Origin of the sequence: Cupriavidus basilensis (assembly GCF_008801925.2) — a bacterium.
Lineage (GTDB): Bacteria > Pseudomonadota > Gammaproteobacteria > Burkholderiales > Burkholderiaceae > Cupriavidus > Cupriavidus basilensis.
In genome coordinates this window covers 979,112-993,559 of sequence record NZ_CP062803.1, presented here as the reverse complement: position 1 = coordinate 993,559, position 14,448 = coordinate 979,112, and the positions used below count along the sequence as shown (strand labels likewise).

The window sequence follows — 14,448 nt, the reverse complement described above, 5'->3', positions numbered from 1 at the left end:
CGGCTTGCCCGGCGCGTGTCTAGCGCCACATGCGCCGCAGCGTGTTGTCGCCCAGCATGTAGTGGTGGAACAGCGCCGCGATGGCGTGCAGCCCGATCACCGTGTAGAAGGCGGTGCCCAGTGTGCCGTGGACATCCTCGAGGATCTCTTTCAGGTCCTTGCTTTGCGCCACCAGCGCGGGCAGCTCGATGCCAAGGCCTGGCACCGTCAGCAGGTGGCCGCCGGCGTTGAGGGCCAGCAGGCCCAGCACGGGCTGCACGAAGATGAACAGATAGAGCACAAGGTGCATGGCGCTGCCGAGCAGCTGCATCCAGCGCGGACCAGGCTCGGGTGCCGGCGCGCCGCGCACCAGGCGCCACAGCAGACGCGGCACTGCCAGGACGAGCACCAGCGCGCCAGCCCATGTGTGCACCGACATCGACAACGCCCGGGAAGCGCTGCCCTTGGGCAGAAAGCCCTTGAGCTCGATCGCGGCGTACGCGGTGGCGATCAGCAGGAACACTGCCCAGTGGAAGAACACCGCCGGGCCGGAATACCGTGCCAGGCTGGACGGCGTCGAAAAGGTAGCGGACATGGGGAATTGGCAGTTTGCCTGCCGGGTTGTTCTGTGATTGAAGCTTAACCCACCGGCTTTATGGCGTCTTTGGTTTCCATCAAGCCTGGCGCAACAAAAAACCCCGCCGCAGCGGGGTTTTTCAGCATCGGTTCAGCCACGCCCCGGAATCTGGCACGACTGACCGTGGATGCCGCTGCTTACTTGGTGTAGTTCGCCACGCCGTCGGTGATTTCCTTGTGGGCTTCTTCAATGCCGGCCCAGCCTTCCACCTTGACCCACTTGCCCGCTTCGAGTGCCTTGTAGTTCTCAAAGAAGTGCTTGATCTGGTCCAGCAGGTTCTGCGGCACGTCCGACAAGCCCTTCATGAAGGCGGTGGCGGGCGACAGCTTGTCCAGCGGCACGGCGACCAGCTTGGCATCCACGCCCGACTCGTCGGTCATCTTGAGCATGCCCAGCGCGCGGCAGCGCACCACTGCACCGGCCAGGATCGGGAACGGCGAGAGCACCAGCACGTCGACGGGGTCGCCGTCGCCCGACAGGGTCTGGGGAATGAAGCCGTAGTTGGCCGGGTAGCGCATGCCGGTGCCGATGAAACGGTCGACGAAGAGCAGGCCGGTTTCCTTGTCGGCTTCGTACTTCACCGGGTCGCTCTGGGCGGAGATTTCGATGATGACGTTGAAATCGTTCGGGATGTCCTTGCCGGGGGAAACGAGGTTGAAGCTCATGCTTGCTCTCCAGATGCCTGTGTTTGAGGATGGCGGGCATTATAGCGTTTCGAAGCTGACCCAGGCCTGACGCGCGCGTGCCTTGCGCGTCTCGCGCCGTGAGTGATAATGGCGGATTGTCCGCAAGCCGCATCGACAGGCGCACTGCCAGCCAAAACCTGGCAGTCGCATCCAGCCGGAGCCATCCAATGCACGCCCAGCACTTCGTTGCCAACCGCCTGATCGCGCCGGACTCCGGCTTGCGCATCAAGGTATTCGACCCATCCAGCGGCGAGCCTTTCGCCGAAATCGCCCGCGGCAACGCGGTCGACATCAACGTGGCCGTGCACGCCGCGCGCCAGGCCGCCGACGGCGCCTGGGGCGCGATGGCGCCCGCCGAGCGCTCCCGCCTGCTCAACCGCGTGGCGCTGACGCTGATCGAGCACGAGGCCGAGCTCGCCGCGCTGGAAGCACGCGATACCGGCAAACCCCTGCGCCAGGCCACCGCCGACGCGCGCGCCGTGGCGCGCTACTTCGAGTTCTACGCCGGCGCGGTCGACAAGCTGCACGGCCAGACCATCCCCTACCAGCCCGGCTTTACCGTGCTGACCGTGCGCGAGCCGCATGGCGTGACCGGCCACATCATCCCGTGGAACTACCCGCTGCAGATCTTCGGGCGCAGCGTGGGCGCGGCGCTGGCCACGGGCAATGCCTGCGTGGTCAAGCCCGCCGAAGACGCCTGCCTGTCGCTGCTGCGCGTGGCGGAACTGGCGGCCGAAGCCGGCCTGCCCGAGGGCGCGCTGAACATCGTCACCGGCTACGGCCATGAAGCCGGCGCCGCGCTGGCGCGCCACAGCGGCATCAACCACATTTCCTTCACCGGCTCGCCGCAGACCGGCAAGCTGATCGCGCAGATGGCGGCCGAAAACCACGTGCCGGTCACGCTGGAGCTCGGCGGCAAATCACCCCAGATCGTCTTTGCCGATGCCGACATCGACGCGCTGGTGCCGGTCATCGTCAACGGCATCGTGCAAAACGCGGGCCAGACCTGCTCGGCCGGCAGCCGCGTGCTGGTGGAACGCCCGCTTTACAACGCCGTGCTCGACCGCCTGGCCACGGTGTTCGAGTCCTTGCGCGTCGGGCCGTCGGAGCTGGACCTGGAATGCGGCCCGCTGATCAACCGCAAGCAGCAGCAGCGCGTCTGGGATTTCGTCTCCGATGCGCAGCACGCCGGCATTACCGCCATGGCGCAAGGCCAGATCGTGGCGCAAGCGCCGGAGTCCGGCTATTACCAGGTGCCGATGCTGTTCCGCGACGTGCCGCCCACGCACCGGCTGGCGCAAGAGGAAGTGTTTGGCCCACTGCTGGCCGCCACGCCGTTCGACACCGAAGCCGAAGCCATCGCGCTCGCCAACGGCACGCCCTATGGCCTGGTCGCCGGCATCTGGACCCGCGATGGCGCGCGCCAGCTGCGCCTGGCGCACAAGCTGCGCGCGGGCCAGGTCTTTATCAACAACTACGGTGCCGGCGGCGGGGTAGAGCTACCTTTTGGCGGCAGCGGGCAGTCCGGCTACGGCCGCGAGAAGGGCTTCGAAGCCCTGTACGGATTCACCACACTGAAAACCATCGCAATTCAACATGGGTAATATCAACTTCCTCTCCGTCGCCTTCGCCATTTTCTTCTTCTGGATGGCGTGGCACGTCAGAAACAAACGCGCCACCAACCCTTCGGCCATGCCGCGCCTGCAAGTCTTCAAGCGCAAATGGGGCGACACCGTGGGGGACCGCGTGCACTGGTGCCTCTACGTGGCGCTGCCTTTCCTGCTCGCGCTGATGATGGTCGCCAACGCGCTGCGCGGCCGCGGCCCGTTCGCGCACTAAGGCATTCGCCCAGACGTGGTAGACGTGCTTTCCGGCGCCGCATGCGGCCAGCGGCGCCACCCCGGCGGTATCGTGCAACCAGAAAAATAGATCCATGTAGATCTACAGATCCAAGAGGAGACAGCATGACAACAACCGCAGTACATTCCGGCGCCGCCGACCCCGCGTTCGAGGACGCCACCTACCGCAAGGTGACCTTGCGCCTGGTGCCGTTTCTTTTACTTTGCTATGTGGTGGCGTACCTGGACCGCGTCAACGTCGGCTTCGCCAAGCTGCAGATGCTGGGCGACCTGAAGTTCAGCGAGACCATCTACGGCCTCGGCGCGGGCATCTTCTTCATCGGCTACTTCCTGTTTGAAGTGCCCAGCAACGTGATCCTGCACAAGGTCGGCGCACGCATCTGGATCGCGCGGATCATGATCACCTGGGGCGTGATCTCGGCGGCGATGATGTTCGTCACCACGCCGACCATGTTCTACGTGCTGCGCTTCCTGCTGGGGATCGCCGAAGCCGGCTTCTTCCCCGGCATCATCCTCTACCTGACCTACTGGTACCCGTCGCACCGGCGCGGGCGCACCACCACCTACTTCATGACCGCGATCGCGCTCTCCGGCGTGATCGGCGGGCCGCTGTCGGGCTGGATGATGCAATCGTTCGACGGCCGCAACGGCTGGTCCGGCTGGCAATGGATGTTCCTGCTCGAAGGCATCCCGTCGGTGCTGGTAGGGCTGGTGGTGCTGGCCTACCTGGACGACCGCATCGTCCACGCCAAGTGGCTGAGCAACGAAGAAAAGGCCCTGCTCCAGCGCAATATCGCCGCCGAGGACATGCACAAGGAAGACGCGCCGATCGGCAAGGTGCTGTCCAGCCCGCGCGTGTGGCTGATGAGCGCGATCTACTTCAGCTTCGTGATGGGCCTGTACGGCGTCAGCTTCTGGCTGCCCACCATCATCAAGCAGACCGGCGTGAAGAGCCCGCTGGACATCGGCCTGCTCACCGCCATCCCCTACGGCTGCGCGGTGGTCGGCATGGTGCTGGTGGCCTACAGCGCCGACCGCACCCGCGAACGCCGCTGGCATATCGCCGTTCCCGCGCTGCTGGGCGCAGTCGGCCTGGTGCTGTCGGTGCAATGGCACAACAATACCGTGCTGGCACTGCTCGGCCTGACGCTGGCCACCATCGGCATCCTGACCACCCTGCCGCTCTTCTGGAGCCTGCCGACGGCCTTCCTGGCTGGCACAGGCGCAGCCGCGGGGATCGCGCTAATCAACTCGCTCGGGAATCTGGCCGGGTTCATCAGCCCGTATGCGGTGGGCTGGTTGAAGGACATGACGCAGAGCACGGACTCCGGGATGTACCTGCTGGCGGCGTGTCTGGTGGTGGGTGCGGCGCTGACGCTGTCGGTGCCGGCGCGGATGGTGAACAAGTAGGAGATCAAGGGCCGGCGCCACAAGGTACGCCCGCCCTCTCCCCCGGCCCCTTGTATGTCGGAAAATATGTCCTGGAAGCCTCAGATCGATGGCCCCATGCCCTGGGCGAAAGCCCAAGTTCGAGGGAGAGCGAGGATCGAGGCTTCCATTTTTGATAGCGTTTAGCCTAAGCCCGAACGGTTGGATGGCAGCACGCCGAATGGTCACAAGGATGGGATAAGCCAAATGGATATCAAGGTTGTAGGAATCGACGTTAGCAAGAACACGCTGGATCTGGACTCTTTGCCTGACAGCGCGAGCTTGCAGTTCATCAATGACGAAGCGGGTATCGCTTCGCTGTTGGCATACCTGGCCGAGCACAACGACGAAGGTCAAATCGATCGCATCGTGCTTGAGGCGACAGGCGGTTATGAAACCAGCGTCAGTATCGCGCTGGCTGGTGCCGGATTGCCGGTCGCAGTTGTCAACCCCAAGCAGGTGCGCGACTTCGCCAAAGCTTGCGGGATTCTGGCCAAGACCGACCGGCTCGACGCGCGCGTGCTGGCGCGTTTTGCCCAGCAGATCCGGCCGCCAGTGCGTCCGTTGCCCGACGAGGCGCAGCGCGAATTTGCTGACCTGTTGGACCGGCGCAGCCAGCTCGTGGTCATGCGGGCGCAAGAGAAGGCTCGAGTCGCCACTGCGCCGCCGCTTGCCATCAAGAGCCTGAAAGAGCATATCGAATGGTTGGACGCCCGTATCAAGTCGCTCGATATCGATATGACCCACAAGCTGCGCACCAGTGACGTATGGAAGCACAAAGTGGAATTGCTTAGCAGTGTGCCGGGCATTGGCAAAGTCAGCGTGTTCACCCTGCTGGGGCGACTGCCCGAGTTGGGTAAGCTCAACCGCCAGCAGATCGCAGCGCTGGTCGGCGTGGCGCCGTTTAACGACGACAGTGGCAAGCGCCGGGGACAACGCTACATCCGCGGCGGTCGAGCCGAGGTGCGCAATGTGCTGTACATGGCGACGGTAACTGCGATTCGTCATAACCCTGCCATCCGTAGTTTCTATGAGCGCTTGAGTCTTACCGGTAAGCCATTCAAGCTCGCCGTGACTGCCTGCATGCGCAAGCTGCTGACAGTCCTCAATACCATGGCGAAGACCGGTCAGCCGTGGGAAAACAAACTGCCCGCTTGACACGGTTGCTCTCCCACAAGTGGGAGAGGGGAGCCAACCAGCGGCAAGATCAACCACTGTGGTAGCCGTGATTCCCGCCCGAAGGGGCGGGAATCACCCACGGCGATGCGAAGCGAGCCGTGGAGGTGTGCCAAGGCCGTATGGGGCGCCTCGGGATTCGGCGAAAAGAGCGGAAAAGAGGGACCCATGTCTGAGTATCGCCCTAAGGCGATGCGAGTTTGGGTCCCGGCCGCTCTTTTCGCCGAAGCCCGAGGAGGTAGTCGCCCCATCCGGCGCGCCTTCTTTGCCTACTTTCTTGGCAAGACAAGAAAGTAGGTCGCCGCCCCGCAGGGGTGGTGAAACCGCAGTTGCTTTTGACGTCAGGCAGTCGCAGTTAAGCAGTTGCAGTCAACCACCCACCACCACCATCAATTCCCCGCATCCTCCCCCAGCATCTGCGCCACCGACCCCGCCATCCCAACCGCCCGCTCACCCAGCAAATGCTGCAACGTGGTGAGCAGCTCATCCTCGTTATACGGCTTACCCAAATAAACATTCACCCCGATCTCGGCCGCATAACGCCGATGCTTCTCCGCCGTGCGCGAAGTGATCATCACCAACGGCATATGCGCGGTCCGGCTATCCGCCCGCACATTGCGCGTCAGGTCAAAGCCATCCATATGCGGCATCTCGATGTCGACCAGCATCGCGTCAGGCATCACCTCCTGCAACTGCCGCAACGCGTCCACGCCGTCGCGCGCCAGCACCACCTGGTAGCCGGCCCGGGTCAGCAAGCGATGCGTGACCTTGCGCACGGTCAGTGAGTCGTCAACCACCATGACGGTCGGCTGCGTGGCCAGCCCTTGCACCGGAGCCGCACCGCCTTGCGAGAACTCGGCCACCGCGCCCAGCGCCGGCTGCTGCGCCGGCTGGGGCAGATGTGGCAGAGCGGCAAGCTGCGGACGGGCCAGCTCGCCGCGCTCGCGCACGAAGCGCTGCGCCAGCACCACCGGGTTGTAGATCAGCACGATCTCGCCGTCGCCAAGCGTGGTCGCGCCGGCAATGCCCTCGAGGCGTGCCAGGTGCGGGCCGATGTGCTTGACCACGACTTCGCGGTTGCCAATCACTTCGTCCACGTGCACGGCGATGCGCTCGGCGCCGCTGCGCACCACCACCACCGGCGAGTACTTCTTGCCTGCGGCTACCGCCGGCGTTTCTTCCAGCAGCGTGCCGAGGTAGTGGAACGGCACGGCACCGCCGGGCGTGTCGAGGCTGCCTTGGTTGTAAGCTTCGAGCAGGCCTTGCGAGCGCAGTTGCTGAACCTGGTCGATCATGCCGCTGGGGATGGCGAAGGGCCGCCCGCCCAGCGTGACGAGCAGCACTTGCGTAATGGCTGTCGTCAGCGGCAGGTGCACGGTAAAGCGGGTGCCCTGCCCGGCTTGCGTGGCCAGCGCGATGCGCCCGCCCAGCGCCACCGTTTCGGCGCGCACCACGTCCATGCCGACACCGCGCCCCGCCAGCTCTGACACCGTATCCGCGGTGCTGAAGCCTGGGGCGAAGATCATCTCGGTGAGGCGGGCATCGCCCGCGTCATCGTCCGGCGCCAGCAGCTCACGCTCGATGGCGCGCGCGCGGATGCGTGCAAGGTCCAGGCCACCGCCATCGTCGACGAAGTGCAGCACCACCTCATTGCCTTCTTGCTGCACTTCCAGCGTGAGCGCGCCGGTGGTGGGCTTGCCTGCCGCGCGGCGCGCGTCGGCGGACTCGATGCCGTGCACCACCGCATTGCGGATCAGGTGCTCGATCGGGCCGGCCATGCGGTCCAGCACGGAGCGGTCAACCTCCACGGTGCCGCCCTTGATCAGCAGGCGCACTTCCTTGCCGGTCTCGCTGGCGGCCTGGCGCGCCACGCGATACAAACGCTCGGCCAGCGCATCGAACTGCACCATGCGCGCCTGCATCAGGCTGCGCTGCAGGCCGCGCGTGAGGCGGGCCTGCGCGTCAAGGTCGCCGGCGGCGCGGTCGAAGCCGCGCTGCAGGTTTTGCTCGACGGTGGCCACGTCGTTGACCGACTCGGCCATCATCCGCGTCAGCTCCTGGAAACGCGTGAAGCGATCGAACTCGAGCGGATCGAACTCGACCGTGTGCTGGGCATCGGCGGTGCGCGAAGCCATCTGCGACTCAGCCTGGATCTCGATCTCGCGCAACTGCCCGCGCAAGCGCGCCACATTGTCGTTGAGCTCGCCCAGGTAGCTGCGCATCGCGTCGAGCTCGCTCTCCAGCCGCGCACGCGTCGCGCCGACTTCGCCGGCATCGGTGATCAGCGTATCGAGGGTGCGGGCCTGCACCCGCACGAGCGCACGCTGGCGTTCGGCGGCATCGGCGGCGGGGGCCAGCGCGGCGCCCATTGCGGGCATCGGCAGGGGTGCCCCGACCGGCTGCATGGGCGCGCTGGGCAGCCACGGCTGTACCGTGGCGCCCGGCGGCACGTCTTGCGCAAGCGCGGGTGCGGGTGCGAGTGAGGGCGCAGCCGGAACCGGCGCCTCGTCCGGCGCGCTGTTCTGCCCGGTCATGGTGTTGATCAGCTCGGGATCGTCCACCGGCAGCAGGCGGCCGGCCTGCAGCGCCTCGCTATGCGCGAGGATACGGTCGTACCAGGCGTACAGGCGCACGAACAGGAGCGGCCCGACGCGATCGGCGCGCACGGCGGCATCGAGCAGGGTTTCCATTTCGTGGGCGGCCTGGCCCAGCGCCATGGCGCCGGCCATCCGGGCACTGCCCTTGAGCGTGTGCAGCGCGCGCAGGATCAGGCCGGCGTGGCTGGCATGCTGGCCATCGCCGCTGGCGGTCTCCCAGCCACGCAGCAGCTTGCCCAGCTCCGGCAGGCTGCCGTGCGCTTCTTCCAGGAAAATCTCGACGAGCGCCGGATCGGGGGCTTGCTCGGCAACCTCGGCGGCTTGCTCGTCCGGCGTATCCGTGACAGCCGGAGCAGCCGGGCCAACTTGTGCTTGCACCGCATGCAGCGGCGTGACGGTGGCATCGTGCAGCTTGCCGGCATTGGCCGCGCCGGGCGGCTTGCCGAACAGCATCGCAACCGGCGCGTCCTCGGCCTCGGCCAGCAGCTCCACCGCCGGCAGCGCCAGGCGCGGGCGCACCATGGCGCGCTCGCCAAGCTCCAGCAGGCTGCGGCAGAGCGTGTCATCGGCGGCAGGCCAGATGCCCGCGGCAAACTGGTGCAGCATGCCACGCACGCGCTCCACCGCCTGCTCCAGCAAGCGGAAGTCGCCCGGGTGCATCGCCACCGGGTGCGCGCCGAGCTGCAGCATCAGGCGCTCAAGCGCCTCGGCAATGGCGCGTACCGGCTCCAGGCCGACCGTGGAAGCGCTGCCTTGCAAGGTATGCGCGACACGCAGCGCCAGCTCGCTCGGGCAGGGACGGCCCTCGTGGCGCCACTCGGAAAGATCGGTGGCGAACTGGCGGATGAGGTCGTCGGCTTCCTGCAGGTAGACGTTGTAAAGCGGCAGGCTGATGCGCACCGGGCCGATCAGCTTGAAGTGGTCGTTTTCCTCGGCCGGCGTGCTGGCAAAGCGGAAAGGAATGACCTTGGCATCCCCCGCCGCGGTGTCGTCTGCGTTGGCTTCGGCCTCGGCCGGGTGCCCTGAATCCTGCACCGGCTCGTCCTCGGGCTGCGTCACCACCAGCTCAAGCCCGGCCGCGTGCACAGGCGCGGTCGCCCCTTCGGCGCTGTGCTCCGGCCCGGGCTGCTCGCCCGCGCGCACAGACTGCGCCGCGGCCAGCAGGCCCGTGGCGTCGTGCGCGGCATGCGCATCGCCGCGTAGTGCGGTCACCCAGCCGGACAGCTCATCGTGGGCACGCAGCAGCAAGTCCAGCAGGCCCTGCGCCGGGGCGCGGGCCTCGGCAATCCAGAGGTTCATCACCTGCTCGATTGCCCAGGCCGCTTCGCCATAGCGATGCAGGCCGACCATGCGGCTGGATCCCTTGAGCGTATGAAAAGCGCGGCGCAGGCGGCTGATGGTATCGGCATCCGCCAGCGCGGCGAGGCCGCCGGCGAGATCGCTAGCGACCTCGCCCAGCACCTCGACCGCTTCGGTCAGGAAGATATCCAGCAGTTCAGCATCGATGGCGGCGGTGTCTGCCGCGGCGGGCATGGCTGCTGCGGGCGCGGGCGTGCCGGGCGCACTGGCCGGCAGCGCCTCGGCCAGCGCCACAACCAGGCGTTCGGCCGCGCCATGGGAGCCGGCGAGCCAGGCATTGAGCTGCGTAGTGGCTTCGCCGGCCTGGCGGCGCAGGCCGGCTGCGTCGTCGATGGCGGCCTGCTCGTTCATCGCCTGCAATGCCGCGCGCAGCGCCTTCACTTCGGGCGCGTCGGCGGCGGCCGGATGGCGAATCGCATCATTGGCCGCCGCGCGCGCCCTGGCGAGCAGCGTCGCGTGGGAAACCGCGCCGCTCTGCTCGTCTTGCGCGGCAACGTCGACAGCGTCGGCATGCGTGTCCGCCGATACGGCACGGCCAAATGCCAGCGCATCGATAAAGGCATGCACGACACCCAGCTCGCCGGCAATCGCGGCAAGGCGGCCGGAACGCTCGCTCACCGCGTCGGCAGCGCCGGCAGTGTCGCCTGCAACCTGCGTGGCGCGGGCGCCGGCAAGCCATTCCAGCGCTGGCATCACGCGCTCCAGCGCCGCCGCTACCGCAAGCGCGTCGGCCTGCAGTGCTTCGGGCAGCGCACCGGCCTCGCGCAAGCCAGCCAGCGTGCTGGCGAGCGCCGCGAACGCGCGTTCGGCGTCGCGCAGGTGCGCGCCGGCTTCGGCGCGGGCGGCATCGCGGTCATAGGCATCGAGCCAGGATTCACCGCTGTCGAGGTGGCCGCGCAGTTGCGCGACTGCCGCCTCGCGCAGGCGCTGGGTGCGCGCCTGGTCGACCATCTGCGCGAGCCAGCGCGGCGCTTGCGCAGCGGGCTCGCGCTCATGCGCGCCAAGGTACAAGGTCAGTTCATCGCAACGCCGCGCGAACTCGGCCGCCGCCGCATGCCCGGTGCTGCCATGCACGCGCCATGGCAGCGCCAGTGCCCGCCCCAGGAACAAGGCAATGGCGCTGGCGCCAAAGGGATCATCGGCACCGGGTCGGACCTGCAGCGCGGCATCCAGGCAGCGCAGCAGCGCCGGCTGGGCCAGCGGCTGCGCGGCTTCGGCCAGCGCGGCGAGCGCGTTATGCCATTCACCATGATCCGGGCCAGCGGCAGCGGCCCGCTCGAGCGCGGTGGCCGCCTGCTGCAGGTTTCGCGTGTCGATCGGGTCGAGCCAGCCGTAATAGCGCACGCGGAAGTCGGCATGCACGGTGGCATGCGCCGCATCGATGCGGAAGGCTTGCAGGCATTCGCGAATGGCGGAGCGCAGCACCAGCACGGGCGCGCTCTGCGGTTCGTCCGCGGGCGGCGTGCCGCTGGTGGTGACCAGCAGGTACACGGCGTCGTTGAGCAAGGCTTGCGGCACCCGCACCTGGCCTTGCAGGTACTGGCGCAGCAGCAGATGGGCACGCCCCGCCAGCCGCTTGGCCAGCAGGTCCGAGGGCAGCAGGCCGTGGGCCAGCGCGCCGAACACCAACGCCAGCACATGCCACACGCCGCGGTCCGGATGGTCGGTGGCGCGGCGCAGTTCCTGCTCGCTCGCGCGTACGTCTTCCAGTGCGGACTCCAGCGGCAGATAGGCCTCGTGCAACAGGCTCGGCTCGGCGCACGGCACCGGCAGGCGCAGCGCCTTGAGCAACGCCGCCTCGAAGCGCTGGCGCGCGCGCGTGACCGTGGAGGCCATGCGCATCGGCAGCAGGATGCCAGGCAGCATCTGCAGCTCGTCCACCCACAGGTCGGCGGGGTGCACGCGGTCTTCGCCAAGGCGGCCCAGCACGTCGGCATAGGAACAGAACAGCCGCACCGGATCTTCGTCGTCGCCAACCATCAGGTCGTCGACGTACTCGGCCAGCGCTTGCACGCCCAGGCGGAACGCGGCCAGCGTGCGGGCGTCGGCGGGCACGGCGCCGCCATCGATGCCTTCGAGCAGGCGGCGCAGCGCCTGGCAATACGGATCGACCCCGCGCAGGCCAACGATGTGCACCGCGCCGGCGGCCTGGTGCAGGTGCTGGCCGGCCAGGCGCAGCGAAGTGGTGTCGCGCGCGCCCAGCGCCTCGGGTGCCTGCTGCACTTCATCGACGTAATGGCCCAGCTCGGCCGCGGCGTCATCCAGCGCGGCGCGCAGGCTCGGCGCCAGCCAGGCCAGCACGGAAAGATCACGGGCGACCGGCGCCGCAGGCTTGCTGGCCGGGGCGGCCAGCTCGGCGGACAGGTCCGGCGAAGGGATCGGCGCCAGCGGATCCTGCACGGCCGGATCGGTGCCGGCGGCCTCGCGCGAGACAGGGAAATTCAATGACATGACTGCTTCCAATGCGTCCAATGCGGTGGCGCCGGTCCGTGGCCCGCATCCGCGCGGGCTCGCGTTGAACACCAATGCTGACTCGTCAGGCGATCTTGAATCGCAGCACCGAATTGCGCAGCTCTTCGGTCAGCAAGGTCAGCTGGCGCACCGAGAGTGCCGTCTGGCGCGTGCCGGACGAGGTCTGCTCGGTCACCTGCAAGATCCCTTCGATATTGCGCGCCACCGCGGTAGCCAGCCCCGCCTCATGCGAGGTGGTCTGGGAGATCTGCTCGATCAGCTCGGCGAGCTGGCGCGACACGCGGCCGATCTCCACCAGCGCGGCGCCGGCGTTGTCCGACAGCTTGGCCCCTTCCACCACGCCCTGCGTGCTGCGCTCCATGGCGTGCACCGCGTCCTGGGTGTCGGTCTGGATGGTGCGGATCAGCGCGCCGATCTGCTTGGTTGCCTCGCCGGAGCGCTCTGCCAGCCGCTGCACTTCTTCGGCCACCACCGAGAAGCCGCGCCCGGCTTCACCGGCCGATGCGGCCTGGATGGCGGCGTTCAGCGCCAGCACGTTGGTCTGCTCGGTAATGTCGGAAATCAGTTCGACGATTTCACCGATTTCCTGCGAGGATTCGCCCAGGCGCTTGATGCGCTTGGAGGTGTCCTGGATCTGCTCGCGGATGTCGTTCATGCCGACGATGGCGTTCTGCACCGCGTGCTGGCCCTGCTCGGCCGCGGCCAGCGAGGCACGCGCCACGTTGGCGGATTCCGCCGCGCCGCGCGAGACCTGCGTGATGCGGTCCGCCATCTCCACCACCGATTCGCCGGTCTGGCGGATCCGGCGCGATTGCTCTTCCGAGGCGGCGACCAGCTCGGTCGAGGTGTCCTGCACCTGCCCCGATGCCTGCGTCACCTCGCCGGCAGTCTGCTGCACCCGGCCGACCAGTTCGCGCAGTTCTTCCACGGTGTAGTTCACCGAGTCGGCGATGGCGCCGGTGATGTCCTCGGTCACGGTGGCTTGTTTGGTCAGGTCACCGTCGGCGATGTCCTGCAGCTCGTTCATCAACTGCAAGATCGCCTTCTGGGTCGCGTCGTTGTTGCGCTTTTCATCCAGGCGGCGAGCTTCCGCCTCGCGCTCGCGGGCCTCGGCTTCGAGGGTACGGGCGCGCGAGTCGCGCAGGTACAGCGCGGCCAGGCCGGCCAGGAACAGCAGCGTGAGCAAGGCCGAGACGATGGTGGCGCCCAGCGTCAGCGGGCGCATGCGCGCGCCTTGCGCATAAGCGGCCTGCAGCGCGGACAGCTCGCCGCGCAGTGCCTCGTTGTCGTTGAAGATCTGCTGCTGCGCGCGCTTGGCGGCGATCAGGCCGGGCAGGTTCTGCAGGATGGTCTGGGTGGTCTTCTGCACCGCGTCGAAACGTTGCGACAGCTGCTGCAGGTAGCCGCGGGTTTCGGCATCTCCCGCCGCCGACAGCCGCAGCGCTTCGCTGCCGTTGATCAGGCCGTCCAGGGTTTCGCGGAAGGTATTGGTGTCCTTGCCGAGCAGGAACGCGGTTTCCGGGTTGACGCCTTCGCCCGCCAGGAACTCGTTGAGGTTCTTACCCAGTCGCTGCGTCAGCATCACCAGCTGCGCGGAGGCAGCCACCTCTCGCGCATTGGCGCCGCTTTGCAGCTTGATTGCCGCCACCTGCTCCGCGCTTTCCAGCAGTTCGGGGTTGGAGGCGTTGAAGATCTGCAGCGTCTGGCCGATGGTGGTCAGGGTGGGCTGCTGGGCCAGCACGTCACCGGCGCTCTTCTCGGTGCGCTGCCAGGACTCCATGGCTTTTTCCAGCAGCGGCGCGGCGGCCGCGCCGGTCGCGCGCACGTGCTTCGCATCGCTGCCGTTTTGCAGCGCCTGCAAGTCGCCCGCGAGCTCGCTCTTGGACTGGCGCAGCTGCGTGAACGCCTGCGCATTGCCCAGCAGCGCCACCGGCACGGCCTTGGCCAGGCGCTGCGAGTGCATCAGCATGTCGCCGGCGATCTCGATCTGCGCCGCGCCGTTGTTGGCTTCGCGATTATCGAAATACACCGATGCCAGCAGCGCCGCCAGTGACACCACCACGCCGGTGGTCAGCGCGCGCTGCTGGCTGGCAAACGGGATGCGGGACAGCCGGCCCGAGAGCGTCTCGGCCGGGGTGCTTCGCTTGCTGGGCGCGGCTGCGGCGTCTGCCGCCAGTTCGGCGGCACCGGCCGCCGGCGCCTGGCGACCCAGGCTGAACATCTTGAAACCCATAGCACCCTCTGTCCGTTATTTT

8 protein-coding genes are annotated in these 14,448 nt (G+C 67.4%); 4 read left to right on the top strand and 4 right to left on the bottom strand.

Going from position 1 to position 14,448, the window contains the following annotated elements; all coding sequences use genetic code 11:
• Positions 1–19: 19 nt before the first annotated feature.
• On the bottom strand, positions 20–574 hold the full coding sequence (locus F7R26_RS04440; RefSeq protein ID WP_150992627.1) for a cytochrome b: 555 nt from the start codon (positions 572–574) through the stop codon (positions 20–22).
• Between the two features lie 179 nt (positions 575–753).
• A complete protein-coding gene (ppa, locus tag F7R26_RS04435) occupies positions 754–1,281 on the bottom strand; it encodes an inorganic diphosphatase (protein WP_043344428.1) in 528 nt (175 codons plus the stop codon).
• Positions 1,282–1,469: 188 nt separating this feature from the next.
• On the opposite strand from ppa, the gene F7R26_RS04430 reads away from it, so the two are divergent.
• The 4 genes from F7R26_RS04430 to F7R26_RS04415 all read left to right on the top strand — a co-directional run bounded on the left by F7R26_RS04430 (position 1,470) and on the right by F7R26_RS04415 (position 5,747).
• Positions 1,470–2,906, top strand: coding sequence for an aldehyde dehydrogenase family protein (locus tag F7R26_RS04430; protein WP_150992629.1), 1,437 nt, complete (start codon positions 1,470–1,472; stop codon positions 2,904–2,906).
• Positions 2,899–3,141: a hypothetical protein gene (locus F7R26_RS04425; RefSeq protein ID WP_035859752.1), complete on the top strand. Its 243-nt coding sequence runs from the start codon at positions 2,899–2,901 to the stop codon at positions 3,139–3,141. Before F7R26_RS04430 ends, F7R26_RS04425 begins: the two co-directional genes overlap by 8 nt.
• Positions 3,142–3,266: 125 nt before the next feature.
• On the top strand, positions 3,267–4,571 hold the full coding sequence (locus tag F7R26_RS04420) for an MFS transporter (protein WP_150992631.1): 1,305 nt from the start codon (positions 3,267–3,269) through the stop codon (positions 4,569–4,571).
• Between the two features lie 225 nt (positions 4,572–4,796).
• Positions 4,797–5,747 (top strand): IS110 family transposase, encoded by a 951-nt coding sequence (locus F7R26_RS04415; RefSeq protein WP_193692084.1) that lies wholly within the window; start codon positions 4,797–4,799, stop codon positions 5,745–5,747.
• 407 nt (positions 5,748–6,154) lie between these two features.
• Here F7R26_RS04415 and F7R26_RS04410 read toward each other — a convergent pair whose 3' ends face one another.
• Both F7R26_RS04410 and F7R26_RS04405 read right to left on the bottom strand, forming a co-directional pair.
• Positions 6,155–12,172, bottom strand: coding sequence for a hybrid sensor histidine kinase/response regulator (locus tag F7R26_RS04410; RefSeq protein WP_150988557.1), 6,018 nt, complete (start codon positions 12,170–12,172; stop codon positions 6,155–6,157).
• Between the two features lie 85 nt (positions 12,173–12,257).
• Positions 12,258–14,426: a methyl-accepting chemotaxis protein gene (locus F7R26_RS04405; protein ID WP_150988555.1), complete on the bottom strand. Its 2,169-nt coding sequence runs from the start codon at positions 14,424–14,426 to the stop codon at positions 12,258–12,260.
• Positions 14,427–14,448 lie beyond the last annotated feature (22 nt).

Coding starts and splice junctions, on each gene's coding strand:
- F7R26_RS04440 (WP_150992627.1), bottom strand. CDS start 574: ATGTCCGCTACCTTTTCGACGCCGTCCAGCCTGGCACGGTATTCCGGC.
- ppa (WP_043344428.1), bottom strand. CDS start 1,281: ATGAGCTTCAACCTCGTTTCCCCCGGCAAGGACATCCCGAACGATTTC.
- F7R26_RS04430 (WP_150992629.1), top strand. CDS start 1,470: ATGCACGCCCAGCACTTCGTTGCCAACCGCCTGATCGCGCCGGACTCC.
- F7R26_RS04425 (WP_035859752.1), top strand. CDS start 2,899: ATGGGTAATATCAACTTCCTCTCCGTCGCCTTCGCCATTTTCTTCTTC.
- F7R26_RS04420 (WP_150992631.1), top strand. CDS start 3,267: ATGACAACAACCGCAGTACATTCCGGCGCCGCCGACCCCGCGTTCGAG.
- F7R26_RS04415 (WP_193692084.1), top strand. CDS start 4,797: ATGGATATCAAGGTTGTAGGAATCGACGTTAGCAAGAACACGCTGGAT.
- F7R26_RS04410 (WP_150988557.1), bottom strand. CDS start 12,172: ATGTCATTGAATTTCCCTGTCTCGCGCGAGGCCGCCGGCACCGATCCG.
- F7R26_RS04405 (WP_150988555.1), bottom strand. CDS start 14,426: ATGGGTTTCAAGATGTTCAGCCTGGGTCGCCAGGCGCCGGCGGCCGGT.